Raw genomic sequence first — 26,442 nt, 5'->3', positions numbered from 1 at the left:
TCATTTTAATATAAATGAACCTCCAACACAGTTTTCTGTATTGAAGGCTTCCCGAAAAGTATCACATAAAATCGGCATAGTGGTCTCTATATCGCATATGCAACATTGAACCAAGAACAAAGAATATCAGCATTACAGATACATTATACAGTGCTAACTTCCAATGAATAATAAAATACCATTCTTGGAATAATATTGCTGCTCTATAACTCTCTGCAATAAAGTAAACTGGATTAAACATCATAATCTTCTCTGGCATTGACCCTGGCTCAGGTACCCACAAAATCGGTGACGCATAGAAAAGCACTCTTAATAAAGCTTGCATCAGCATTTGTGTATCTCTCACTAATACCCCTAATGTTGAAGTTAATAATGTGACTGACATTGTAAACAGATAAGCAAACGGAACATAAAGTAACAATTGAACAATATAGATTGTAGGTGTTATTCCTGCGAATGCACATAACAAAACAATAGCAACTACTAGAACTAAATGACCATATAACTTACTCGTTACGATATATGTTGGAATAATGGATAATGGGAAGTTCATTTTAGCAACTTGGTTATATTTTGTCGTAATCGACTTTGTGCCTTCAAGAACACCTTGATTGATAAAAAACCACATGCTGATTCCCACTAATAACCAATAAATGAAAGGAATATCTTCTATTGGACTATTACTCCGAATTCCAAACCCAAAAACAAACCAATAAACCATAATTTGAATAATTGGATTAATAATCTCCCAAGCTAACCCAAGATAATTATTATGGTTCGCAATTTTTAACTGGAATTGCGCTAACCTCTGAATCAAATAAAAACTATTGATATGCTCTTTTAACACGGTTATTACAGAACTCATTGTTTACCACGCTTTCATAAGCACGATATTGCTCATGATACTCAAAGTTTGACGCTCAGAACTCAAACAACTGTACAAATACAATATCGTCATGTATTCTTTATGTTGAAAAACAAACTGCTTTATATATTTAACAACTACTTAGTAATATATTATAATCTAAATACATAGCTAAACGAAAGTAAAACTAACCATTTTCTATATAAATTCAGAAAGCAAGGACTGTACAGACATGAATCCAACAGTTTCGATTAATCAAATCACAAAAGAATATCGTATTTATCGTAATAATAAAGAGCGCATTAAAGATGCACTATGGCCTAAAAACAAAAACAAAACATTTTATGCATTAAAAGATGTTTCTTTTGATGCATACGCTGGTGATGTCGTTGGGCTTGTTGGAATCAACGGCTCAGGTAAATCTACACTTAGTAATATTATTGGCGGTTCACTTACACCTACACAAGGACATATTAAACGCAAAGGCGAAGTTAGTGTTATTGCTATTAATGCAGGACTTAACGGCAATCTTACTGGCATCGAAAACATTGAGTTCAAGATGTTATGTATGGGGTTTAATAAACAAGAGATTAAAAAACTCACACCGAAAATCATTGATTTCAGTGAACTAGGAGAGTTTATTTATCAACCGGTTAAAAAGTATTCCAGTGGGATGCGCTCAAAGCTAGGATTTTCAATTAGTGTAACCGTTGACCCAGAAATCCTTGTTATCGATGAGGCACTCTCTGTTGGGGATCAAACCTTCACTCAAAAAAGCTTAAACAAAATTTATGAATTCAAAGAAGCAGAGAAAACAATCTTTTTTGTGAGCCATAATCTAGGTCAAGTTCGGAACTTCTGTAATAAAATTGCATGGATTGAGGGGGGACGCCTTAAAGCTATCGGCTCTGTCGACGAAGTGCTCCCACAATACGAGTCTTTCCTTAAAGATTTTAAAAAGAAGTCTGTTAAAGAACAAAAGGCGTTTAGACAGCAGCTGGATGAACATCGTTTCGTTATTAAATAACCCGTTTCAAAACTTTAAATTTGAATATTCCAATCATTGGATAGCTGAATCTAAAAATTAAAGGTCTTTTTGGATTCAGCTCTCTTTTATTGTGCAACGACTTATTCACCAACATTTGTATATTTTTGTTTTAACACTGCCCATACAAACTTAGGTAATCTTTGTAATCGTTTGATGCGTTTAATGTCTTTAATACTACGATATAACCATTCTAAATTAAGCTTTTGCCATATTAATGGGGCACGTTTCACCTCGCCACTCCATACATCAATTGATCCTCCAACACCCATCATTACAGTATGTGTAAAGCATTTACGATACATTTGAATCCATTCCTCTTGCTTAGGGTAGCCCATTCCAACAAATAAAAAATCAGGGTTAAATGCACAAATCTCTTCAGCGATTGATACGTCATCTTGGTTAATATAGCCGTGATGTCCCTTGATAATAATATTGGGATAACGGCTTTGGATACGATGTATAGCCTTATTCAACACTTCTTCTTTAGCACCTAGCAAAAACACCTTTTTTCTTTCTTTTTCCGCAATACCAAAACACAGTTCCATCAACTCAATGCCTGGTACCCGAGCTTGCAACGGCGTTTTGAGCAATCGTGCTGCATGCACTATCCCTATACCGTCTGGCACAACATAATCTGCTTGTTGTATCACTTCGGCATATTGTGGTGTTTCTGAAGCATATTGTACAATTTCAGGATTTGCTGTAACGATAAATAGATTACGTCCTGTATTTTTAGTACAGTATCCCATAATATGCTGATACATACTTTTCATCGTTACATTGTCAAATTGAACATCTAAAACTTTCACTTTTTCATATCGTTGTGATATTTCATTGTTATTTCTTATCACTTCTATCACCCCTTCTCAGTTACTTTATATATTTTATACGCTATTCTCAATTAAAAAAATCATTTATTTAAGTCATGGTATCTTTAAAGACATATCGATATGTCAGCGCTTGCATTCTCTATATGTCACTGAATACATCTTAAGTCCATAGAAACTATCGTCTAAAAAAGGTATAATCAACATAATCATTTGTCAGAAAGGATACACACGTTATGACTGGAGCTACATGGTTTATCTCACCTGTCCCCATTTCCATTGTATTATTGTTTCTCATTACTGGACTATATCTACTCAGTCACTATTATCGGAGACACCCTTTGCTCTCACTCTTTAATATTGCTTCTAACTATATTCCTGTATTAACACACGAATGGGGGCACGTTTTCTTTAATCGATTAAGCGGCGGACGTGTTGTAGATTTAGTCATTGTAATGACTCCTCAAGAACGCCAAATAACAGGACAACAAGGATATGCGATCACACAGAGTAAAAGTCGCGTCGGTCAAATTTGTACAACATTAGGTGGCTATATTATGCCGCCCCTCATGCTTAGTACAGGTCTCATTATGCAAAATAAAGGTCAAGGCGTTATCTTTTTACTCATTTATGTTTGTATTTTTTTATATTTTACATTTGTGACATCTCGAAAACTCACCCCTATGATCATCATTTTGCTATTATGTATGATTATGTATTTAGGTTTACACTCTGAAAATCTACATCATTATTCTTTAATTTATATGCTCACTTACCATTGGTTACTCGGTACACTATTCGGTGAAGTAATCCAATCAACTATTACAATTACACAACTTACACTATTACGTCCTCAACCCAGTTGGGACGGAACTGCGTTGCGTGATTTAACACACATCCCCACATTCTTTTTTTCAGCTTTATGGATTCTGTTAAATTGTGCCAGTATCTATTTTTTATTCAAACAAATTTTTATTTAAGACAAAGATGTTAGAAACGTCAATATGCCCTACAATACATTGGTACATCATATTTGCGCATATAGCATCCTGAACAGCTTAATCTTTCTTTGAATATATACTCCTCAAATGTAAGTAACGCATACATAGAAGATGAACATCAGCTATGTATGCGTATTGATAATATTCTATATTTTTTCACCAAAAATCACTTCAGCATTATGATAGCTCAATATGACGGTCTCTTCAGCATTTTTTAGTTCTATCATTTGATTAATAGGGTCTTTTCTACTAATTGTCACAACATCTCCAATAGATAACGCTTTACTTGATAGATACACAAGAAGCTCTGTTTTATCTCTCACTCTTTTGATTGTAACTGTTTCGCCCTCTTCATATTTTAACAATGATGTTTGATAAATTTCTTGATAATGCTGATTTCTTGGAATAACACCACCATGCGGACAAGTTTGGGGATATTCCAGTAATGCATCGAGTCGCTCTACAAATAACTGCGAAACACGATGCTCTAAAACTTCTGCTTCTGCATGTACTTCTTCCCACGTATACCCCAGTACCTCTATTAGAAATAATTCAATTAATCTATGTCTTTTAATAATATCTAAAGTGTAGCGTAAACCAACTTCCGATAATTTTACGCCTTTATATGGCTTGGTCTCAACATATCCTTCTTTTTCTAAACGGCTCACCATTTCACTTACAGATGGCGGTTTGATATGTAAGAACTGAGAAAGTGTTTTATTAGACACATATTGATGTATACCGTCGTGGCTTAATATGGCTTTGAGGTAATCTTCTTTTTCTTCCGTTAACATACTTTCACCTCTTGTATGGATTAGTATTATTGTATCATGAAATACATTGACATTAATAATTTTCAGTATATAATATGAAATAGTTAGGCTTACCTAATTTTAAAAAGAGGTGTCTTTAATATGTTATCTATAAAAAACTTGAATTTATTTTTAGGACATAAGCACGTTTTGAAAAATATTACTTTCAATTTACCACTCCACGGCGAAATAATCGGTATTATGGGGCCTAACGGCAGTGGTAAGTCGTCATTAATGAAATCCATTATCGGTGAGTATACTGCTAATGGTACCATAACACTCAACAACCAGCCCATCAAACAATCTCTAACTGATATGACATATATTCCACAAAAAGCGTCTCTTGACTTAGACTTCCCTATCAATGTAGAGGATTTAGTACTGTCTGGATGTTATCAAGAAATCGGCTGGTTCAAACGCCCTCCTAAACGTATCAAGCAAAAAAGAGAGCAATTATTACATGAACTGTCCCTTCAAAATTTACGCAAAAGACAACTACATGCCCTTAGTGGTGGACAATTACAACGTGTCTTTATCGCACGTGCCCTTATGTCAGACAGTTCAGTATATTTATTAGACGAACCATTTGTCGGTATTGACTTCAAAAGTGAAGATATTATTTTAAAAAAACTCATGCAATTAAAAGAGAAAGGTAAACTCATTCTTATTGTACATCATGATTTAGAAACAGCTCAGCATTATTTTGATCGTATTCTATTACTCAATCAAAGCGTTCGTTTTTTAGGATCAGCTACTGAAGCGCTAAATCCCGAACACATTGAGTCTGTCTTTCTATCTCATCCCTATGAACAAGAATCCTCTAATACAAAAAATAAAAGAAAGGAACTACATCATGTCATTCATTCAACATCTCTTTGAATATCAATTTTTATCACGTGCAATGTTAACAGCTATATGGGTTGGTATTGTATGTGGGATTGTAGGTTGTTTCATTATTTTAAGAGGCTTATCTTTAATGGGGGATGCAATGAGTCATGCCGTCTTACCAGGTGTTGCTCTATCTTTTTGGCTCAATATTCCTATGTTTATTGGTGCTTTAATCACAGGTATGCTGAGTAGTATACTTATTGGCTATATCTCAGATACATCTAAAACTAAAAAAGATGCTGCAATTGGAATTACATTCACAACTTTTTTGGCGTTAGGTATTGTTCTTATTAGTGTCATTCACAGTGCGACTGACCTATACCATATTTTATTCGGCAATATATTAGCGATTACACAAGGTGCTTTCTATACAACTTTTATTGTTAGTATTATTGTTATCACACTTATTATCATTTTGTATCGACCACTTAAAATGTCAACATTTGATCCTATATTCAGTCGAATGAGTGGTCTAAATACGACAGTCATTCACTACTTTGTCATGTTACTCTTAGCCCTTGTTATTGTTGCAAGTGTTCAGACTGTTGGTGTTATTTTAGTAGTTGCTTTATTAATCACTCCAGCATCAACGGCTTATCTCATTACAAAAAAATTATCTACAATGATGGCTGTATCAAGTCTATTCAGTGTAATTAGCGCAACAGTAGGTATTTATTTTAGCTTTAAATTCAATCTTCCAAGTGGTGCGGTTATTGTTTTAGTCGCTTCATCACTTTATGCTATGACATTTATTATTACAAAATATATTCATTTACCTCACAAAGGAGGGTACACATCAACATGATTAAACGTATATTCACATTTCTATTCATCGCAGTCCTCTTAACTGCATGTAATTTCAATCATAAAGATACTCAACACCATAAGATAAAAGTCGTCACGACAAATTCGATTTTATATGATATGTCTAAAAATATCGCAGGAGATCATGCAGAAATACACAGTATCGTCCCTATTGGTCAAGATCCTCACGAATATGAAATAAAACCCAAAGACATACAAGCACTCACTGATGCTGATGTTGTGATTTACAACGGCTTTAACCTAGAAAGTGGTAATGGATGGTTTGAGAACGCTTTAAAACAAGCAAATAAATCCATAGATGATCCTTCAGTTATACGTGCAACAGAACATGTTAAACCGATTTATTTGAAAGAAGGAAAACATACAAAGCAGCATATCGACCCACACGCCTGGCTGAGTATCGATAATGGTATACAATATGCTAAAAATATACAACAAGCACTGATCCATACAGATAAGCAGCATAAATCAGATTATGAAAAAAAAGGAAATGCTTATATTCAACAACTTGAAAAGTTAAGTAAAGAGAGTAAAAATAAGTTTCAAGACATTCCAAAATCTCAACGTGTAATGATTACAAGTGAGGGTGCTTTTAAATATTTTGCACAACAATACGATGTCACACCCGGCTATATTTGGGAAATTAATACAGAAAATCAAGGTACACCTCAACAAATGAAACAAGCTATTGATTTTGTAAAGAAACATCGTATCTCAAATCTTTTGATTGAAACGAGTGTAAATGATAAAAGTATGCGCAGTCTTAGTGAAGAAACTGAATCCTCTATTTTTGGAAAGGTATATACAGATTCTATTGGCAAAAAGGGCAGTGATGGCGATTCATACTACAAAATGATGGATGCCAACATTAGCACCATTCATAAAAGTATGATTCAAAATAAATAACATCAAAATGAGGCAGCAACCTTTTTCATCATTAAGATTGCTGCCTCACTTATTTTTAATCTTGATCCAAACGTGAATAGATTTTTTTTCGTCTTTTGGCTCGTTTAGCTATTCGCAACTGACGCTGTGTTTCTTTGTCGACGTCATCTTTATTCAAATCTGCGCCTTCAGTATTTGAATGTTTTTGATACATATATGCTCCCGTTCGATAAGCTGCACGTGAAACGAGGTGCCCTCCTACCGGTGACGTGATGTTAATAAATACTAAAGCAAGTAACGTTCGAACGCTAACATATCCTTGTGACACAATAAAATAAATAAATACACCGATTAATGTTAATAAGACTGCTGCCGTAGAGGCTTTTGTCGCAGCGTGAATGCGTAAGAAAACATCTTTAAACCGTACAAGTCCCACTGCGCTGATTAAAGCAATAATACTCCCCGCAAATACAAAGAGGGCCGCAAAAAGTTTAATGATCTCGTTTATTGTTGCCATTAAACACGTTCCCCCTTTCAATGAAGCGAGAAACTGTAATCGAACTTAAAAATGAAATAATTGCAATTAATAAGACAGAGTCCAAAAATGAAAACGTTCCAAATAACAAACTGAGTACACCTACTGTCGACATTAAGATAGCACTCATGGCATCAAATGCAACAACTCTATCTGCAGTGGTAGGTCCTTTAATCAGACGAAATAATACAACAACTAAAGAAATCGCAAACAACACTAGGGCACCTGATAGAAAAAATTGTGTCCAAACCGTTATCATTTCGTCACCTCCACAATGAGTTCCTCATACTGCTTAATACTCTTCAATAAATTTTTACGTTCTTTTTCAGTTAAATCTATCGCATGGATTAAAAATATATTAGGATTACGATCAACACTAATCACAGTAGAACCGGGTGTAATAATGACCATAACTGTTAAAAAGGTAATCGCCCAGTCTGTTTCAAGTTTTGTTTCATACCGTACAAGACCAGGGTCCATCTTATGCGTTCTAAACAAGACATAATTAATAATCGAAAATGTCGCTGTAATTAATTGATAAAGATAAATGACTAAAAATTTGATGGATACCCATATTTTTTTAGGATAAAATTCTTGATCAAAAAACTTATGCAGTAAATAAATGATAATCAGACCTATAATGTATCCTACTACAAATGTTGGGAAACGAAAGGCATCTTCATCTTGAAACAAGACCCATAAAATCGCAATCATCATATTCAAGCCTACCTGTCTCATCTAATGACCCCCTCGTAGCTCTGGATTAACCATTTTCTCATATACTTGTACATCCATGTTCATCTTAGTCGCAAGATCTGTTGCTTTAAAGATAACTGGAGCCATTAGCCCAATTACCAATGTAATAGCGGTTAAAAATAAGACAATTTGTTTACGAATCGGTTTAATAGGCTTATAATCAACGATTGCACCTTTTGAAGCATCTCCGGCATACATATAGAAGAAGATTCGAAACAAACTATACATACCTATAAGGCTTGTTATGATCATCAATACTAAACCTATGTAGTGTTGATGTTCTATTGCACCAAGGAAAATCAATAATTTCCCGGGAAAACCACTAAACGGCGGTACACCACCAATTGCTAATGTTACTACAATAAATGCTACACCTAACCACGGTTCTTTACGTGCCAATCCTTGAAGATAACGATATTGGCGATAACCCGTTGTATAAACAATAATACCAATAATAAAGAATAATAATGCTTTAACAATGATGTCATTCATTAAATAGAAAATCGCTCCATTAATACCGTCTACTGTATTTGTACCTAGACCAAAAACGACAAATCCAATAGACAAAATAACTTGATATGCAGCAATCTTTTTAATATCTCGATATGCTATCGTTCCAACAGCACCTATCACCATCGTAATACATGCCATCATCACAAGGAGCGGTTCTACAACATCTCCACTCTGATTAAATATTAACGTGAAAAATCGTATTAATGCATAAGCACCTACTTTTGTCATTAAAGACGCAAATAACGCTGCAAGCTCTGTATTCAAAACAGCATATGCTTTAGGTAACCACATAAATAATACTAATGCCGCTTTGGAACCAAAAGCAACAATAAAAGACATCGCTACTAAATGAAGTGCTGTCGGATCATCTATTTCTTGAATACGGATAGCAATATGTGTATAGTTTAATGTTCCAACTTGACGATAGAGCATACCAATGCCTACAAGAAAAATCCATGAGCCTAAAACATTTAAGACAACATAGATAATGCTGGCTCTCAATTGCTCAACCGATTGTCCTAGTGTAATCAACACGAAAGACGCAAGGAGCATAATCTCAAACATAACATAGAGATTAAATAAGTCCGATGTTAAAAATGAACCAACAACACCTGTTGTAAGAAATAAAATAAAAGATGGTAAATAATAACGACTTGCTCTTTTTTCACCACGTCCAAAGCCGAATGCTACAATCATAAGCACCACAAAAAACGTTGTAGTAACAAGCAATAAACTCAATGGATCTCCAACATATTGAATACCGAACGGAGCAGGCCAGCCTGAAAAGTCAAGAACAATAGGGGTATGACGTATTACATAAACCAACATACATAGCGATATCACAAATGATACGAATAACACAAATAATGACAAACGTCTCGCTAGCCGCACTTGCCTATTCAGCATCCCCATAATCAATGCACCAATAAGTGGTAAGAGGAGGGGTAAGGCTAATATATTATCATTCATCCTCTTCACCTCCTGTTAATACATCAATCTCATCTTCTTTTGTGACCTTGAATGTACGATATACGAGAACCAGTAAAAATGCTGTAATCGCAAAGCCTATCACAATTGCTGTAAGTACAATTGCCTGAAGTAGTGGGTCTACATAATTTTCATAGCCTGATACAATAAGCGGTTCTTTCTTATCTATTGTGTACTCCCCCATGCTCATAATGATCAAATTGCCTGCATGCGTAAAGATCGCAATACCTATCACAATACGGATTAAGTTTCGTGATAGTACCATATATGTTCCAATAAATACTAAAAATCCTATAACAATAAGTAAGATAATATTCATGATCGCCCTCCACTTAGTGATAGAATCGTTGTGACTACAACACCAACAACAACGAGGACAATCCCTAACTCAAACAGTGTAATTGTAGAGATATGGACCTCTCCAAAATATGGAAAATGAACATACCAGTCTGCTTGATAAAGTACGTTTTTACCAAAAAATACGGGTGTCACTGCCGTAGCTAAGGATACAAAAGCACCTATAATCATGAGTTGTCGAAAATCTATTGGCAGTGCTTCTAAAACTTTTGCAACATCGTAAGCTAAAAACATTAAGATGAATGCAGAACTAATCACAAGACCTGCAATAAAACCACCGCCCGGATTATTATGTCCAGCAAAGAAGAGGTAGAAGCCAAATGTTAAAATGATGAAGACAACTACACGTGTTACAGTTTTTAGCACTAAATCATTCTCTTTCATCTTGACCTCTCCTATCTCTATAATTAAGCAATGTATAAATACCTAAACCTGCAATAATTAATACCAGTCCTTCTGCCATTGTATCTAGTGCTCGGAAATCACCTAAAATAGCATTCACAATATTTTTACCACCTGATTTTTCATAAGCATCGTGATAGTAAACTGAGATGGTTTCTAGCGCATCAGCTTGCTGAACCATAAAAATCAAACTTATAACTGTTAATGCAGTCATCAATGAAATTATAATTTTGACGGATTCTCGTTTTATATTAAACTGTCCTCTTGGAATATTAGGAAGTCTTGAAAAACTTACGATAAATAGTACAGTTGTAATGGTTTCTGTTACAAGTTGTGTTAATGCCAAATCCGGTGCACGCATTAAAATGAAAAACAACGTCACAGCATAACCTATACCACCTGTTAAGATGACCATCGTCAATCTTTGTCGAATGAAGATAAGTGCTACTCCAATAACAACAACAGTTATAAGTAATAAAACGTGAAAAATATGATAATCCGTTACTTCGATTCGGTACAGCTCTGGTATGCCTACGCGACTCAGTGCATAAAGGTTAATCACAAAATAAATAATAAAAGTAACGATAATATACGAATTAAGTCGATTATTCATTAATGTACGTAATCCCCATCCTGAATATGACTCAATCGAACGACATGAATTATCGAACAATCTAGGTATAGACCATTTATTTTCTTTAATAGAAAAATAGCGTGATAAATCTAAGCGCATTAATACAATAAGTCCAATCATAATGACAATACTGCTGAGTATCAACGGTAAATTAATGCCATGCCATACAGCTAAATGTGGTGCAAATTGTACGACCTTTTCATTTGCCACAACACTTGTAAAGGCGGGTTTAATTAAGTTTTCACCTATCCAGTCAGGAACTACAAATATAATAGGTAATAAAGCCGCTAATACAACTGCAGGTAAAATAAATAACTTAGGTTCATGTAAGTGTTGCTTAGTCTGACCTTCTCCAAAAAATGTTGCTTTAATCATATGCAATGCATACACAAAAGTGAAAATACTTGCTATAACTCCAATCACAGCAATGATCACCGTAATCATTTTGTTGAATGCACTTAATTCGTAAGCATGCACGAGGCTATCAAAAAACATTTCTTTACTAATAAAGCCATTAAGTAGTGGCACACCTGCCATTGATAATGATGCCATCAACATCACTACCATTGTGAGGGGTAAGTGACGCTTTAGACCACCTAAATAGCGAATATCCCTTGTACCTGTTTCATGATCAATCAACCCTACTCCCATAAACAATGCACCTTTAAACAATGCATGATTGAACAAATGGAAAATAGCAGCAAAGAGTACAAAAGCATAGGCTTCCGCCATTCCATCATGCGTTACCTTAGCTATGCCTCCACCTAAACCAACCATAGACATAATCATTCCAAGTTGACTAATTGTCGAATATGCTAAAATTCCCTTTAAGTCTACTTGTCGAATTGCCGTAAACGAACCATATATCATTGTAATCAGTCCAACAAACGTTACAGTATACGTATAAAAATCACTATATCCTAAGATAGGTGTAAAGCGTAAAAGAAGAAATATACCTGCTTTTACCATCGTAGCAGAGTGTAAATACGCACTTACGGGTGTAGGTGCTGCCATTGCTTTAGGTAGCCAAAAGTGGAATGGCCATTGCGCTGATTTTGTAAAAGCACCTAATAACAACATCACCACAATTGGAATAAAGAGTGGATGAGTCGCAATATCTTCGCGAAGTGCTATCTGTTGAGTGATCGTGTTTGTTCCTGTTACAACATATAGCATAATAAAGCCAACAAGCATAGCTAATCCACCAAATACGGTTACCATAAACGATGTCATGGCTCCCTGTTGACTTTCTGAGCGGTCATACCAATAACTAATTAATAAAAATGACGAAACACTTGTTAACTCCCAGAAGATATAAAGTATAATTGTATTATCAGACAATACAATGCCAATCATACTGAACATAAATAGAATAAGATAACAAAAAAATCGAGGTAAATCATCTTTTTCATATGATAAATACTGCGTTGCATAAAAGAAGACAGCAACACCAATCAATGAAATAAGCAATGTGAAAAATAAGCTCAAACCATCGAGGCGTAGTACTAAGTTAATATCATAAGCGGGTAACCATTGATAAACTTCCGTCACATACTGATGGTTGAGTACTTTAGGAATGTGATAAATAAAAACAGCTGAGGATACGAGTGGCGCAAGCAATGCAACATAGCCAGGTAACCGTTTTGTATTCCATTTCATCATCATTACAAGCACTAACATAATCGCAAGTAATGTAATGAGTAGACTAATAAACATATTTAAGCCTCCTTTTTCCTTTTATAAATCAAGAGCAATTATCGTATTTATAGCTTTTCTGTCTACTCCGATAAATTTCCAGGTTTCTTGGACTGTTTGATGTCCTAAATATTTCTGAATCGTTGTAATAGATATACCAGAGCGATATGTATGATATGCAAATGTTTTGCGCAATGTCGTTAACCCTATGTGTGGGATACCGAGATGAACCGCCGCTGCATGTATAATGCGATAAGCTTGTTGCCGACTCAATCCCTTCTTCGTCCTTTTAGATTGGAACAATAAATCTTCCACTTCTAAATGTTCTGCAACAATATATGCTTTTAGTTCTTCACGTAACCTCTCAGGTAATACCACACAGATACCTTGAGTTTCACAAGTTTTCCAACCTACTACTATATCATAAGCCTCATCCAATACGTCATACACAGTTAAATTCAACAGTACATTCAATTTAACGCCTGTATGAATAGCAAGTTTAAATAATAGATAATCACGCATTGATTGGGTTCTTAAAAACATATACATTTTCTGAATATCTTCTCTCTCTCTTATCGGATCCACACAATTCATATTATTCACCCTAGTCATATGTTTCTCATACAATAATATAATATATTTAAGTTACATGAAAGGTTTTTTTCTTATTCTCTGTCTATTGTTTTTTGCAACTTTTCACACCTTCAAATAACAACGCTATTGATCAGGAAAAAATTTTAAAAAACATTTGACTCACCTGTCCCTTTTTCATTCTAAATTTCGATATATAGTATGAAGGGAGGTGACAAACAATGACTGCTACGAAACTTTCAATTATTTTGACACAAAATATTGTTACATCAGAAGGTAAAGTAACAAAGGCCACACGCAAAATTAACAACTTGAAGCCAAGTGCTAACAAAGCGGATATTCAAGTATTTGCCGAAACGATTGAAGCACTTACAGGTGAAAATTACGACACTATTGAAATTGTAAAAACAGAAGCCATAAACGAATAGTAAAGGAGTCCGATAAGATATGAATTCAAAAACATTAGATATTATTTTTGAAACAGAGCAACAAAAAGAAGTCAAACTCACGCTTCCCAAAATCAAACAACTTATTACAAAAGAGCTGGTCATTGCACAAGTAGAAAAAATCATTCAATCCAAAATTTTGTACACGCCCTCTGGTCACTTAGTCATACGTGCAAAACACGCACAAGTCACTGATAAAACAACAACTATACTTTTTTAAAATACCGCAGCCGCACCAAATTTATGGGCGGCTGCTTTTTCTGTGTATCAAAAATGCTTGAACCATAAGCAAGATAAAAATGGATTAACATAAATTAAGTAATAAGATATCTATCTATTTCAAGCTAGGTACGCTGAAATACAAAAGCTTTCCGTCCTGATACTTTACTTTTAGCTTCGTTGCGGTCTAAATCTAACTTCATCACCGTAGAACACTTTACGCTTACCAAGTTTTTCACATATCGCATATTTTTCATATAACTCTATTACTCTGGCTAGCGTTTTATAAGATTTCGCTGTATTTAATACTTCTACATATTGCCCAATCGCTATATTAGACGTTTTTTTAACATTTACAAAAAACATTTGTTCATCCATAACACGTACAATTTCATGTTGATGCATACAATCACCACACTTTTTAGAGTATCTCTTATATTCATAACCTTTTAAGTATTTTGGAACTTAATGCGTAATTTCATTCACTTTGAAACGATCTTCATATATCCCCATCTATTATATTACATGAGTAATTCATCGTTTGGGGTATAAAAACTTAATCCATATCCTTTTAATCTACTTCATATTCACACATGGTCAAACCCGTAATGGTCATCTCCTCCATGTTTCAAATATAAGGGACACCTCTAATATATCAATATTAACAAAGTATGTTATTACGCTTGTACTTGCCTATTCATACCTTGTTTGTATAATAGAAATACTCCATCATAAAAGAGGTGTTTACAATGAATATGACTAAAAAAATCTCCCTATCTTTTATTGCTCTGCTCTTCCTAATCGCACTCCTATTTGTCACCTATTTCTTCTTTCGTAACAATACGCCGTCTTCACCTGCAACGATTCAAGCAGACTTAACATTCCCTTACAAAACGACCGGTATTGTGCAATCGGACTATAGCTATTTTGTGACCTATGAACCTAAATATGGATATGTACAAGAAATTCATGTCAAGGAGGGGCAAGTTGTCACACCTGAAACACCTCTTCTAACTTATTATAACCCTCTCAAAATACCAGAAATCAACGCACTATCAACACTTATCTCACGACCTCTCTCTTCTCAACAAGCACACAAATTGACCTACGAACTTTTAAAACTAAAAAGTCAACTCTATACAACAATCGAAACACCTGTATTTGGAATCGTGCGTTTGCATGAAATTGTACCTTCTAAAAAAGATTCAATTGTATTAGAAATCCAATCTAAAACACAATGTATTATTACACGGATACCCACGGATATGTATTCTAAATTACAAAAACAACGCACTGTAACAATCATTAATAATAGCTCTAAAGAAAGTGTGAAAGGTCATATTAAAGTACTATTTCATCGCCCTTTAGACCCTATTTCCAACAACTATTCTCCTCGACATTTTGCACGAATTAAAACAACAAAAAAGTATCCAATCGGTACATCATTGACCGTCTATTTAGGGCACCCTCAAATGATCTTACCTGCTGACATTTTGTTTGATAAAAATTCTATCATAATCCAAAAAAACAAGAAATACGTTAAAAGAATAATAAATTATGATAGAATAAATGAGCAACTTATAATAAAAAGCGGGATATTTGTTGGCGAAAAAGTTGTCCGAAACCCTAATAAAACTGTATTAAAAACGAATTAGCACTAGACAAAAATATCTAAGTATTTTTCTTATTTTTTAATACAGTATAAATAATATCTTACTTTATTTATACTAAATTCCACTTACATCTTCTGCATAAAACTTCATGTTCTATAAAATCAATCTATTATATTATTAAAATGATAGTGCTAAATAACAAAACATAAACAGTATCATTTCAGACAATACTATCAGCTTATGGACATCGCCTATCATAAATCATAATTATTTAAAATATAATGTATTATTAAGTTCATTCAAAACTTTACCAATATAATAGCAATATTTTAAGTTTTTTATGTTTTTATGAATATAACAAAACAAATTTGCTATAATATGTGATGGAAAAATGACATTTCATCTATATTATAAGCATACTCGAATGTATAAGTGAAAGCTATTTTACCGATGCATTAATGGGAGGTTATCGAAATGACTGTGTCAAAAATCAAGAACTGCTTTGAACTTTTATCAATGGTAACATATGCTGACAGACTTAAAAGCATGATAAAAAAGGAATTCAAAATTACCTTTGAGGAGTTTGCTGTACTTACACATCTAAGTTATCAAATTGAAGCTGAATATTATTTAAAAGATATTATCAATAATTTAAACTACAAACAACCTCAAGTTGTCAAAGCAGTTAAAAACCTATCACAAAATGGGTATTTTAACAAACGTCGCAATGAGCAAGATGAACGAACTGTATTAATTTTAGTCGATGATACACAACGAAAAAAAATAGATGCTTTATTGGAACGTGTTAATACTAAAATTAAAGAAACGACAATCAAACCACAATAAACATAATAAAGCCATGTTCTGAAGCATATTTAAACTCAGAACATGGCTATTTATTATGCAGCATGAATTAGCGTGTTTTACGCGAAGAAAATTCAATAATATAAACAATAAACATTACAAGCAATACAATCCATAATGCCATTGAAATGTATTGTGCGACCTGTGTATAAGGTATCATTACATCAATTGTTTTTTGTATGAACAGTAACCCTATACCCATATATTCAAAATAACTACGATACAAACCATAGAGCGTAGCAATAACACCTAGAATAGCAATTGTCATATGTGCATAGCGTGTAACAATGAATATCCCTAGTGTTACATCAAATGTATGCATTACAATTAAAATAAATGCAATAATAGCAAGTAGAATACCCAAATACCGCTCTATCTTATTGTGATATAAATACGTTTTGCGTGTAATACGTCCATAAACAACAATAGATAATGGCAATATCACAACAATGTAAATCATAGATAATCCTGTTGCCGCACCGAATTGAACAAGTTGTTTATCATACAAATAAGAAAGAAGCACAAAATTAAGAATAAAAAATATAATAGTATTGAATTGCATTATATATATGTTTTTTTGAATGGTTAAAATAATTTCAGCTGGTGATTTTTGACGATACTCAATATAATCCATATCTTGTTTTTCTGATTTTTGAATATCTTTTCTTAGACTTTCTTCAACATCATCTCTTACCTTTAATGCGATGCCTTTATGCTCTAAATAATCCGCTACATTTTCTAGTAGGATGCGATCATTTGTTCTCATAAACGCCCTCCATCTTATGTTTTCCTATTTATATTCACTGTACATCAATGTATGATTTCATATTGAACTAAGATGACAAAGGCTTTAACTTAACCATTAGCATCTGACTTTATACTAACAATTTTTTGAGGCAATTCCCTTTGCTATAAGCGAAACAGTAAAGTATGCGTAATGATTAAATGTTCCATCCATACCACAACATAAAACTATGCCTCTATATCAATGCGGTAGAGTTTTAATTTCTTATCTTTTGGTTGTTTTGTTGTAAATTGATAAGAAACTTTGCCATCAACAATATAACCTGTATTTCCTGTAATATTGTTATAATGCTCACGCTGAATCGCATTTGAACTTAAATGTTTTTGAACGGTACGATAAGATGGACCCGTAGGCTCATTATAGCTCATTGAAATACGTATGACTTTGGCATTCGCTTTATCGTGATTGGCTGTAATACGTAAAAGTCCTTGCTCCGTATGATATTCATAATATTGCTCATCACTGTATGTCGCCATCGTATGAATACCTTGTCCTTTTTCTTTAAAAACATCCTTCATGCTTTGCCCTATTTCAACGCCCTCGACCACTTGATCGCCTGCTTGAAGTGCCTTAACTGATTGAATCGAATTGCCTGTCATTGCCTGAGCAGTTGTTGGACATATCAATATAAGTCCCGCTATCAAGAATAAACTGACGAACTTTTTCATAAAGCAAACACTCCTATTCACTTTTATTACATATGAACAGTATAACTTAAATGTCAAAATAATAACAGTGAGATTACAAAAAGGTTACAAGTGCATATGGTGTGTTGTCTTATGCATAAATGCCTTCACCACTTTAAGAAAGTATTCTTTTTCTTCAACAAATGGATACACACCTGACTTCTTAAACACTTCATACTCTGCATTAGGTAACATATCCGCAACATCTTTAGATTCTAATGGCGTAACTCGTCTGTTTGCCTGACCCGCAATAACAAGCGTGCGAACATGGATATCAGGGAGCAACAATGCGACATTTGTATGTAAAAAAGCATTGTCTACAGCCGCTCTTTCATAATCTGTTAGTAAGGCTGATGAATCATTTACAGTTTTTAAAAACTTTCGTACTTTTCGATTAGAATAATATAAATGTTTATCTAAAAATTTCTCTTGTTCCGAATCATCCCAAGTACGGATTTTTTCAGCGTATTTTCTAAACAGGCGATCATGTGGCAATGTATCGTCTTGAACTGTCGGATTAATTAAGATAAGTTCTTTTACCATATTAGGTTGTCTTGCTGCTAAATCAAGAGCAATGGAACTTCCCAATTCATTTGCAATAACAGTTGCACTGTCAATATATAAAAAGTCCATCAGTTCTTTAACATCTTGACTAAACTGCTGAAATGTAATTTTCAAAGACTTATCAGAGTATCCGTGTCCACGCATATCAATCAAAATCACTTGAAAATAACGTGACAACCTCTGTGCTATTGTTTCAAATACAGTATGGTTCATATAAATGGAATGAATCATTACGATAGGGTAACCATTGCCCATCGATCGATAATTAATTGCCGTTCCATCTGAAGTTCTAAAAAGTTGCATTATTTTGTACCCCCTTCGGTATATGTAATATATCTAATAATTGTTCGAGTGATGTAATTTCATAATCCATTTCAGATTCAAGAGGTGCTAAGTCATTATCATACTGTTCATGACGATACCATACGCTGACCATATCCATCGCATGTGCTGGTGCAACATCATTTAACGCATCATCACCAACATATAAAACTTCTTGTGGTGTGACTTCAAGTTTCTCAATAATGTCTTCATAAATTCGAGGGTGTGGCTTACGATATCCGACCGTTTCAGAAGTAGACATATGATTGATATAATCTTCAATTCCTAACGCGTACACACGATGTTGCTTGATTTTTGATTTACCATTTGCAATAACACCTAATTTGTAACCTGCTTGATGTAATTTTTTTAACGTATAATGTGTATCATGAAACGGAAAAACATAACGGTAAAAATGCATCTCAAAATCATGGAATAAGTCTTTCCAACTCAAACGATCAATATTAAATTGTTTAATTATCTCTTTATAGAGGTCTGGCTTATCATGGTCTTCATCGTCATCAAGTTCAATAAACTTTTTTCGATAATCTGCTGCTTGTACGCGTACCAAATAATCATGAAAACGTTCATATTGTTCTTCTATAAATTTGTCTCGAGACTTCTCTCGATCTAGCAGTGTACCTTCCAAATCAAATATAATTGCTTTAATTTTTGATAAATCCATTTTACTAACCCCATTATTTTTATTGAAAATTTATACGCTTACTATGAGTCGATCGTCTGTCGCCGCTCAACCATCATCAAGTAAAACATCATCGGAATACCCAATAGTGCGAGTACAATACTCGCTGGAAGTTGAACAGGCGCTAACAATTGAGCACCTATCACATCTGCCAACACCATTACTGTACCACCAATAATCAAGTTAAGCACCATCCTATATACCAGTGTACCTTTCGTAACACGTTGTACGAATTGGGGGACAACCATTCCGATAAAACCTATCACACCGACATAGCCAACAATGACTGTTGCTAATAACGTAGCAAGGAGTAATACAATTAACGACAACGTTTGTACACGTAAACCTAATGCGATACCAGACCAATGATTAACCTGTAACAATTTGATACGTGCCGCTAACAAAAATAAGATACTTGTTACAACAATGAGTACAATACTAATACATAAAACTTCTCGATACTCGGCAGACGAAAAGCCTCCAAACATATATCCTACTATATTCTGCATCCGATTAGGGTTGAATTGTATCAGTAAAAATAAGCCCGCATTTAATAATGCACCTATCATAATACCTGCTAGTATTAGAGACTGCGTTGGATAACCCGACGATAACATATGTGCAAGTACTATAACGATCATCAGTGAGATCAGACCACAAAACATTGCGACTGGTGCAACCCATAAAAAGGATAAACCACTAAAGATCGCAATAGCTGCTCCCAATGTTGCGCCATTGGCTAAACCTAATGTAAAACTATCTGCCAGAGGATTGTTAAGAATAAGCTGATACATTTGCCCGGCTAATGTTAACCCCATGCCTGCAAATAGTGCTAGTAATGTACGGGGGAGACGGACTTGCCATATTAATGTTGGTGCTAAGGAATCATTCCAAGTGAGCTGACTTAATAAACTGTAACAACATACCGCTATCAAAAAAAGGCTCCATACACTTAATGTTATGAAGCCCCTCCATTTACTATTCATCATAAATCGCATCTCTCAAACGTTTAAGTCCGTCATCTAAACGTGGACCAGGGCGTGATAGTAAGTCATCATTTAATGCTTTTACTTGTTTGTCCTTCACAGCTGTGACATCTTCCAAGCCACTACGTTGAGACACTAACTGTTGATATTCTTGAGTTGTTGTACCAGATGTTGTAATCATGACATCAGGGTTTTTCTTAATAATTTGTTCTTTCGTTACTTTAGGCCAACCTGACGTATCAGCAAACACATTTTTTGCTTTAAGTTGATACAACATGTCGTTCATAAATGTATCATTTCCTGTTGTATATATTTCTGGTTCTGAGGCGATTTCAACAAAAACTTTCGGTGTGCTTTTTTGTTTAGGTACACTGTCAATAACATCTTGAATATTAGATTTTGTGTCCTGAACTAAGGTCTTCGCCTCTTTATCTCTACCTGTAACTTCCCCTACTTGTTCGAATGTTTTATACATATCATTGATTGTATGTGCATCTTTAATGTACACCACTTTAATGCCACTCTTTTCAAGCCCTTCTAGCACCTTACCTTGCGATGCACGCTGTGTTTCATGTGCTAAAATCAAGTCTGGTTGCACCTTGATCAATGCCTCTTTATTTAAATTCATAGCATCAAACTGTTCTTTATTCTTCACTTCTTTTGGATAATCATCTACCGTTGATACCCCTACGACCTTATCGCCCAAACCGAGTTCATACAAGATTTCTGTATTACTCGGCATAAGAGAGACAATTCGATTCGGTACTTTGTTAGATGTTTTTCCCGTCTTATTTGACTCATTTGCTTGAAAGTTACACCCTACTAATGCAAATACAGCAAGTATTGTGAGTACAACAATATGTTTCCACTTCATCTCCTACACCTCAATCGAATATCCTTCACATGAATACAGGTATAAATGCTTATTGCACTATAATCATATACCTATTCAATGCCCTTTTAGCATACTACTACATATTTTCAGGTGCTGATACCCCTACTAAACGCAGTGCATTGCGCAATGTAATACGAACTGCATCAATTAATGCAAGATGTGCGACTGTTTTGTCAACATCTTCTGTTAATACTTTTTCTGCATTATAAAACTTATGAAAATGTGCAGCTAAATCTTGAATGTAGTTCGTAACACGATGTGGTGCACGTGCTTCCGCGGCACCTTCAATCATCATTTCAAACTCTGCTACTTTTTTCAATAATTCGATCGCTTTATCATTAACAATCGTATTGTAATTACCTTTTGTTGTGACTTTATAGCCTTGTTCCTCTGCTTGACGTAAAATTGAACAAATACGCGCATGTGCATATTGCGCATAGTAAACAGGGTTGTCTTGTGACTGTGACTTTGCTAAAGCCATATCAAAATCAAAGTGTGTATCCGGGCTACGCATTGCTAAGAAATAACGTGCAGCATCTACACCTACTTCATCCATAATTTCACGTAATGTAATTGCATTTCCTGTACGTTTACTCATTTTGACTTCAACACCATCTTGCATAAGACGTACAAGCTGCATAATTTGAATCTCTAGACGACTGCTATCCACACCAAATGTCTCCAAAGAGGCTTTAATACGGTTAATATAACCATGGTGGTCTGCTCCGAAAAGATTAATTAGTTTGTCATTGCCACGTTGGATTTTATCGTAGTGGTATGCAATGTCTGGTAAAAAATACGTGTAGGTCCCATCCTTCTTAATTAATACACGATCTTTATCGTCTTTAAAGTCTGTTGTGCGCAACCACGTCGCACCGTCTTTCTGATATGTATATCCTAAATCTTGCATTTTTTGTAACACAGCTTGGATATCACCTTTTTCATACAGACTTGTTTCACTAAACCAATGATCAAAATGTGTATTAAAGTCTGATAGATCTTGACGTAACTTTTTCATTTCATAGTCTACGCCCAATTTACGGAATACTTCGATGCGCTCCGTTTCAGGCATTTTTTGTAATTCTGGACGTGTCGTCGCCAAATCTTGACCAATATTAATAATATCTTTTCCATGATAACCATCTTCAGGCATAGCAATATCTTCACCAAGTGCTTGTAAATAACGTGCTTCAATAGACTTAGCTAGATTTGTAATCTGGTTGCCTGCATCATTAATGTAATACTCACGTGTTACATCATACCCAGCAGCCTCCAAAATATTACTTAATGTATCACCTACTGCTGCGTTACGTGCATGACCGATATGTAAATCTCCAGTTGGATTCGCTGAAACATATTCTACAAGTATTTTCTCATTCTTAGGTGTTTCTGCATATCCAAATTTTTCATTTTGAGTTAATACATCATCAATAACAACATGTAAATAACTAGGGTCTAAATAAAAATTGATAAAACCCGGTCCAGCAATATCTACCGCTTTGACATGTGCTGCTTCTGTGTTTAAGTTGTCCACAATCAATTGAGCAATATCACGTGGATTACGCTTTGCCACTTTTGTTAATACCATTGCAATATTTGTTGAATAATCTCCATTTTGTACATCTTTTGGGATTTCAATCTTAATATTTGGCACTTCATCCGCCAATTCTGCTTGTTTAATGCTCTTTTCAATTTCTTTAATTAACGTCTGCTTAACTTGATCTATAACGTTCATGCTAACACTCCTTGTATGTCAGTTCATATTGGTAAGTACCTATTAAGTGATTCTCTTGGTAAAGTTTATAGTGTATTTTCAGCTTACCGCCTTCAGGTGTCACAAAATGTAAAACACGTAATGTACGAACAGTAAAAACCATTTTCCCTTCAGCAATATGATAATATGTTATCGTATCTTGCCCTTCTACAAAATGCAATGTCATATTCACATCACCTTTGCGTATAATTTTCACGTCGGCATCTGTTATTTTTACTGTGACATGTGTTGTACGCGCTTCGTCACTCGTTTCATCATAGCGAATAAATGACGCATTTTTATTGATGTGTATACCTTGTGTTTGATGGTTAAAGTGGTTCTTAGTATCACCTTGCTTTACAGTTTGATGTACCTGAACCTTTACATGTTGTTCCACAGCGTCAGCCACCTTACATTTAATAAATAATACAAGTCATTATAACATACTCTTTCTATAAAAAAGCGTCAATCCCTGAAGCGAACAATCTACCGTTATATTTCGATATTCCAGTAGATATGTATCTATATTTTAAGGGCTAAAGACATATGCTTATGTCTTTGCCCTATTGTATACTACATACTTATTCTTCTGATTCTAAAGATTGGTGCAATATTTCACTTGAATTACGCCACATTTCTGCATTATGCTGCTTTAAAAATTGCGCTAAAATACGTTTATTATCTGCTCCAATATGGTCTACAATCACACGATGCTTCATCGATTTATCCATCATATTGACATGTTCAGGCATACTTTTAAAGCCACGTCGAATTTTTTTGTTTACAAGTAGGTATGCGGCCGTGAGTCCTGCATAATAAGGTCCTTGTTCCCCTCTCTCCGTCGTAACCCAACATAACCAATATGCCTTAGCGCCTTCGACATCAACGGTTTCTTTCTCCGTAATCCACTTCACACCTTTTTCAACTTCTGCACGTGCATGCATTGCTCCAATATCAATAAATGCTTCTTGTGCATCAATATCAATAAATACCGGTGCAATATTGTCTAAACTAATCGCTCCAATATTCGTTCCTCTATGTCCATCGAGTGGGTCATTTTTGATGATATTAAAATTAAAGCCCTTTTTCTGTGCCACTACGAAACCTCCATTCAAAACCTTGGCTCTCTTACAACATGCCATATTATTTGAGTTCATTCAATAAATTAATAATTGTCCCTTTAAGTTGAGGGTCTTGAATATTAAGAATACGTTCTTTCGGATAATATAACTTATAATCTTGACGTTTGATACCTGTAATACTTGAAATAATGCGTGATTGACTGCTTATTTCTCTAATATCTCCATTTGCTTGTAATAGATGAATCGGTCGACGATCTGAACCGGGACGATCATAATCATATGGTAAATCCGAAAAGGAATCACTGACAAAATAGTAATCTGGATCTATACCCGCTTGCGTAAATAAATCTTTTAGTTCTGCTTGCGTGAGATAACCATCATCAAACGGTAGATATTTAAATAAATCCCTATGTATAAAACGTCTTGAAAGATCACTTAAAATAAAATCCTTTTCATGCATCCACTCCTTCAAGTAAAACATAACATCTGTCTCATCCAATCGCACATATTCTTCTACTGTTGCACGATTTTCAAAAAATGGTACGAAGTCACGTGGTGCAACTTTAAATGCATAACCTTGTTCATATAAATATTTTGCTCTCATAAAACAGTTATTGAGCAGGACCTCTCCTCCTCGACTTACAGGATGAAAATATACCTGCCAATACATCTGATAACGACTCATAATAAAACTTTCAACTGCATGCATCCCGCTTTCCTTGATTAAAACTTCATCTCGAGAAGGTCGCATCAAGCGTAATATACGTTCCATATCAAATGCACCATACGACACACCCGTAAAGTAAGCATCTCGTTGTAAATAGTCCATTCGGTCTGCATCTATCTGCGATGAAATCATTGAAATCACAAGTTTATTATGATGTGTTTTATTAATCACTTCTGCAACTTCTTTTGGAAATGATGGTGAAACGCGTTTAAGCACTTGATTCACTTCAGTATTGCCTGTAATAATCGCTTGTGTAAACGCTTCATGATCCGTTCCAAATATTTTCTCAAAGCTATGAGAAAATGGGCCGTGCCCTAAATCATGTAACAATGCTGCACACATTGCAAGTGGTCGATCTTCATTATGCCAAGCCTCACGCCCTCTAAATGTTTCATCAATCATGCGCCTTACAATCTCATAAACACCTAGTGAATGACCGAAACGGCTATGCTCTGCCGTATGAAAAGCAAGATTCAAAGTTCCGAGTTGTTTAATGCGTCTCAATCGCTGAAATTCTTTTGTTTTGATCAAGTCCCAAATCAGCTGATCTTGGACATGAACATAGCGATGTATCGGATCTTTAAATACCTTTTCTTCAGGTAGCTTGTGATTGGCATAAGATGTTACTACCACTAGACATTCCTCCTCAATAGCCATTTAGACTAATACTTTTTTCATCAATGCAAGAGACATCGTTTCTCCGTACATGATATGTTCATATGTACGAACGACCTCAAAGCCTTCACGTTCGTAAAACGATACACCCTTTTCATTATGTTTATCCACTTCTAAATAAACAGTGTCATATTGACCTTTATAGTATTCAAGTCCTTTTTCCAACAATAAACGTCCATACCCTTTGTTTTGTGAATGCGGTCGAACATAATGTGCCGCTAAATAAAGTTCACTACCTTGGATAAAATTCGCAAAACCGACAACCATATCGTCTTCTATGGCTACTAAAAAAAGTTGTTCTTTTAGTCTTTTTAAGAGATGTGTCTCGTTATATGAAGCTGCTAGTAAGTCATTAACCGTACTTGCGGCATATATATTTAAATAAGTATTATACCAAGCCTTTGTGGCAACATCACGAATGCCAATAACATCTTCGGGTGTCGCAATTCTCACTTCATATGTCATAGTCTTCGCTCCTCATA

At 34.7% G+C, this 26,442-nt stretch carries 32 protein-coding genes; 9 read left to right on the top strand and 23 right to left on the bottom strand.

From position 1 onward, the window contains the following. Positions 1–61 precede the first annotated feature (61 nt). On the bottom strand, positions 62–865 hold the full coding sequence (locus FGL66_RS01300; RefSeq protein ID WP_180809821.1) for an ABC transporter permease: 804 nt from the start codon (positions 863–865) through the stop codon (positions 62–64). Between the two features lie 232 nt (positions 866–1,097). Between FGL66_RS01300 and tagH the strand changes: the two genes are divergently transcribed. Further along, positions 1,098–1,892 carry a teichoic acids export ABC transporter ATP-binding subunit TagH gene (tagH, locus tag FGL66_RS01295; protein ID WP_180809820.1) on the top strand — a complete coding sequence of 265 codons (795 nt, stop codon included), beginning with the start codon at positions 1,098–1,100 and terminating at the stop codon, positions 1,890–1,892. Between the two features lie 101 nt (positions 1,893–1,993). Here tagH and tarA read toward each other — a convergent pair whose 3' ends face one another. Further along, positions 1,994–2,764, bottom strand: coding sequence for an N-acetylglucosaminyldiphosphoundecaprenol N-acetyl-beta-D-mannosaminyltransferase TarA (gene tarA / locus FGL66_RS01290; RefSeq protein WP_258007291.1), 771 nt, complete (start codon positions 2,762–2,764; stop codon positions 1,994–1,996). 212 nt (positions 2,765–2,976) lie between these two features. Between tarA and FGL66_RS01285 the strand changes: the two genes are divergently transcribed. Continuing rightward, the gene (locus FGL66_RS01285; protein ID WP_180809819.1) at positions 2,977–3,720 is read left to right on the top strand and encodes a M50 family metallopeptidase; all 744 of its coding nucleotides are present in this window, start codon (positions 2,977–2,979) and stop codon (positions 3,718–3,720) included. Positions 3,721–3,887: 167 nt separating this feature from the next. Here the strand turns inward: FGL66_RS01285 and FGL66_RS01280 are convergent, their stop codons facing one another. Beyond that, a complete protein-coding gene (locus tag FGL66_RS01280) occupies positions 3,888–4,535 on the bottom strand; it encodes a metal-dependent transcriptional regulator (protein WP_180809818.1) in 648 nt (215 codons plus the stop codon). Between the two features lie 120 nt (positions 4,536–4,655). Here FGL66_RS01280 and FGL66_RS01275 point away from each other — a divergent pair, with 120 nt between their 5' ends. From FGL66_RS01275 to mntC, 3 genes are read left to right on the top strand one after another with little or no spacing between them, the layout of a single operon-like run. Further along, positions 4,656–5,432: a metal ABC transporter ATP-binding protein gene (locus tag FGL66_RS01275; protein ID WP_180809817.1), complete on the top strand. Its 777-nt coding sequence runs from the start codon at positions 4,656–4,658 to the stop codon at positions 5,430–5,432. Continuing rightward, positions 5,407–6,246, top strand: coding sequence for a metal ABC transporter permease (locus tag FGL66_RS01270; RefSeq protein ID WP_180809816.1), 840 nt, complete (start codon positions 5,407–5,409; stop codon positions 6,244–6,246). The genes FGL66_RS01275 and FGL66_RS01270 overlap by 26 nt, the downstream gene beginning before the upstream one ends. Beyond that, positions 6,246–7,172: a manganese ABC transporter substrate-binding lipoprotein MntC gene (gene mntC / locus FGL66_RS01265; RefSeq protein ID WP_374757673.1), complete on the top strand. Its 927-nt coding sequence runs from the start codon at positions 6,246–6,248 to the stop codon at positions 7,170–7,172. Before FGL66_RS01270 ends, mntC begins: the two co-directional genes overlap by 1 nt. A 55-nt stretch (positions 7,173–7,227) precedes the next feature. Here the strand turns inward: mntC and FGL66_RS01260 are convergent, their stop codons facing one another. Genes FGL66_RS01260 through FGL66_RS01225 form a run of 8 tightly spaced genes read right to left on the bottom strand, consistent with a single transcriptional unit; the run spans position 7,228 to position 13,624 of the window. Next, the gene (locus FGL66_RS01260; protein WP_219621803.1) at positions 7,228–7,668 is read right to left on the bottom strand and encodes a Na+/H+ antiporter subunit G; all 441 of its coding nucleotides are present in this window, start codon (positions 7,666–7,668) and stop codon (positions 7,228–7,230) included. Beyond that, on the bottom strand, positions 7,643–7,945 hold the full coding sequence (locus tag FGL66_RS01255; RefSeq protein ID WP_180809813.1) for a monovalent cation/H+ antiporter complex subunit F: 303 nt from the start codon (positions 7,943–7,945) through the stop codon (positions 7,643–7,645). Before FGL66_RS01255 ends, FGL66_RS01260 begins: the two co-directional genes overlap by 26 nt. Further along, positions 7,942–8,424 (bottom strand): Na+/H+ antiporter subunit E, encoded by a 483-nt coding sequence (locus tag FGL66_RS01250; RefSeq protein WP_180809812.1) that lies wholly within the window; start codon positions 8,422–8,424, stop codon positions 7,942–7,944. Before FGL66_RS01250 ends, FGL66_RS01255 begins: the two co-directional genes overlap by 4 nt. Continuing rightward, positions 8,425–9,924 (bottom strand): Na+/H+ antiporter subunit D, encoded by a 1,500-nt coding sequence (locus FGL66_RS01245; protein ID WP_180809811.1) that lies wholly within the window; start codon positions 9,922–9,924, stop codon positions 8,425–8,427. It abuts the gene before it with no gap. Then, the gene (gene mnhC2 / locus FGL66_RS01240) at positions 9,917–10,261 is read right to left on the bottom strand and encodes a Na+/H+ antiporter Mnh2 subunit C (RefSeq protein ID WP_180809810.1); all 345 of its coding nucleotides are present in this window, start codon (positions 10,259–10,261) and stop codon (positions 9,917–9,919) included. The genes FGL66_RS01245 and mnhC2 overlap by 8 nt, the downstream gene beginning before the upstream one ends. Continuing rightward, positions 10,258–10,683 carry a Na+/H+ antiporter Mnh2 subunit B gene (gene mnhB2, locus FGL66_RS01235; RefSeq protein ID WP_180809809.1) on the bottom strand — a complete coding sequence of 142 codons (426 nt, stop codon included), beginning with the start codon at positions 10,681–10,683 and terminating at the stop codon, positions 10,258–10,260. Before mnhB2 ends, mnhC2 begins: the two co-directional genes overlap by 4 nt. Beyond that, positions 10,670–13,051, bottom strand: coding sequence for a DUF4040 family protein (locus FGL66_RS01230; RefSeq protein WP_180809808.1), 2,382 nt, complete (start codon positions 13,049–13,051; stop codon positions 10,670–10,672). Before FGL66_RS01230 ends, mnhB2 begins: the two co-directional genes overlap by 14 nt. A 21-nt stretch (positions 13,052–13,072) precedes the next feature. After that, positions 13,073–13,624, bottom strand: coding sequence for a tyrosine-type recombinase/integrase (locus FGL66_RS01225; protein ID WP_180809807.1), 552 nt, complete (start codon positions 13,622–13,624; stop codon positions 13,073–13,075). Positions 13,625–13,842: 218 nt separating this feature from the next. Here FGL66_RS01225 and FGL66_RS01220 point away from each other — a divergent pair, with 218 nt between their 5' ends. Together FGL66_RS01220 and FGL66_RS01215 are read left to right on the top strand one after the other, a co-directional pair. Further along, complete coding sequence (locus FGL66_RS01220; RefSeq protein ID WP_180809806.1) at positions 13,843–14,049, top strand: DUF1659 domain-containing protein; 207 nt, start codon at positions 13,843–13,845, stop codon at positions 14,047–14,049. A 19-nt stretch (positions 14,050–14,068) separates the two neighbouring features. Continuing rightward, positions 14,069–14,287 (top strand): DUF2922 domain-containing protein, encoded by a 219-nt coding sequence (locus FGL66_RS01215; RefSeq protein ID WP_180809805.1) that lies wholly within the window; start codon positions 14,069–14,071, stop codon positions 14,285–14,287. A gap of 170 nt (positions 14,288–14,457) precedes the next feature. Here the strand turns inward: FGL66_RS01215 and FGL66_RS01210 are convergent, their stop codons facing one another. Then, positions 14,458–14,691 carry a hypothetical protein gene (locus FGL66_RS01210; RefSeq protein WP_180809804.1) on the bottom strand — a complete coding sequence of 78 codons (234 nt, stop codon included), beginning with the start codon at positions 14,689–14,691 and terminating at the stop codon, positions 14,458–14,460. Positions 14,692–15,035: 344 nt separating this feature from the next. Between FGL66_RS01210 and FGL66_RS01205 the strand changes: the two genes are divergently transcribed. Together FGL66_RS01205 and sarA are read left to right on the top strand one after the other, a co-directional pair. Further along, positions 15,036–15,941 carry a hypothetical protein gene (locus tag FGL66_RS01205; RefSeq protein WP_180809803.1) on the top strand — a complete coding sequence of 302 codons (906 nt, stop codon included), beginning with the start codon at positions 15,036–15,038 and terminating at the stop codon, positions 15,939–15,941. A gap of 432 nt (positions 15,942–16,373) precedes the next feature. Further along, positions 16,374–16,745: a global transcriptional regulator SarA gene (gene sarA, locus FGL66_RS01200; protein WP_180809802.1), complete on the top strand. Its 372-nt coding sequence runs from the start codon at positions 16,374–16,376 to the stop codon at positions 16,743–16,745. Positions 16,746–16,812: 67 nt separating this feature from the next. Here sarA and FGL66_RS01195 read toward each other — a convergent pair whose 3' ends face one another. The 11 genes from FGL66_RS01195 to FGL66_RS01145 form a co-directional block, all read right to left on the bottom strand. After that, on the bottom strand, positions 16,813–17,529 hold the full coding sequence (locus FGL66_RS01195) for a hypothetical protein (protein WP_180809801.1): 717 nt from the start codon (positions 17,527–17,529) through the stop codon (positions 16,813–16,815). 206 nt (positions 17,530–17,735) lie between these two features. Continuing rightward, complete coding sequence (locus tag FGL66_RS01190; protein WP_180809800.1) at positions 17,736–18,236, bottom strand: SA0570 family protein; 501 nt, start codon at positions 18,234–18,236, stop codon at positions 17,736–17,738. 84 nt (positions 18,237–18,320) lie between these two features. Beyond that, positions 18,321–19,121, bottom strand: a complete 801-nt coding sequence (locus tag FGL66_RS01185) for an alpha/beta fold hydrolase (protein WP_180809799.1) — start codon at positions 19,119–19,121, stop codon at positions 18,321–18,323. Next, entirely contained in the window at positions 19,108–19,824 is a 717-nt protein-coding gene (locus tag FGL66_RS01180; protein ID WP_180809798.1) for an HAD family hydrolase, read from the bottom strand. The genes FGL66_RS01185 and FGL66_RS01180 overlap by 14 nt, the downstream gene beginning before the upstream one ends. 41 nt (positions 19,825–19,865) lie before the next feature. Continuing rightward, on the bottom strand, positions 19,866–20,777 hold the full coding sequence (locus tag FGL66_RS01175; RefSeq protein ID WP_258007290.1) for a FecCD family ABC transporter permease: 912 nt from the start codon (positions 20,775–20,777) through the stop codon (positions 19,866–19,868). A gap of 43 nt (positions 20,778–20,820) precedes the next feature. Next, positions 20,821–21,702 (bottom strand): ABC transporter substrate-binding protein, encoded by an 882-nt coding sequence (locus FGL66_RS01170; protein WP_180809796.1) that lies wholly within the window; start codon positions 21,700–21,702, stop codon positions 20,821–20,823. Between the two features lie 97 nt (positions 21,703–21,799). Further along, positions 21,800–23,458 carry an arginine--tRNA ligase gene (argS, locus tag FGL66_RS01165; protein ID WP_180809795.1) on the bottom strand — a complete coding sequence of 553 codons (1,659 nt, stop codon included), beginning with the start codon at positions 23,456–23,458 and terminating at the stop codon, positions 21,800–21,802. A 1-nt stretch (position 23,459) separates the two neighbouring features. Next, positions 23,460–23,873: a YwiB family protein gene (locus FGL66_RS01160; RefSeq protein WP_180809794.1), complete on the bottom strand. Its 414-nt coding sequence runs from the start codon at positions 23,871–23,873 to the stop codon at positions 23,460–23,462. A gap of 184 nt (positions 23,874–24,057) precedes the next feature. Then, positions 24,058–24,573 (bottom strand): YwhD family protein, encoded by a 516-nt coding sequence (locus FGL66_RS01155; protein ID WP_180809793.1) that lies wholly within the window; start codon positions 24,571–24,573, stop codon positions 24,058–24,060. A gap of 46 nt (positions 24,574–24,619) precedes the next feature. Then, on the bottom strand, positions 24,620–25,942 hold the full coding sequence (locus FGL66_RS01150) for an HD domain-containing protein (RefSeq protein WP_180809792.1): 1,323 nt from the start codon (positions 25,940–25,942) through the stop codon (positions 24,620–24,622). Beyond that, positions 25,943–26,425, bottom strand: a complete 483-nt coding sequence (locus tag FGL66_RS01145; RefSeq protein ID WP_180809791.1) for a GNAT family N-acetyltransferase — start codon at positions 26,423–26,425, stop codon at positions 25,943–25,945. Positions 26,426–26,442: the final 17 nt, after the last annotated feature.

Origin of the sequence: Staphylococcus sp. 17KM0847 (genome assembly GCF_013463155.1) — a bacterium.
Classification (GTDB): Bacteria; Bacillota; Bacilli; order Staphylococcales; family Staphylococcaceae; genus Staphylococcus.
Note: the sequence above shows the minus strand (reverse complement) of the source record. Positions and strands in the feature narration are given on the sequence as shown.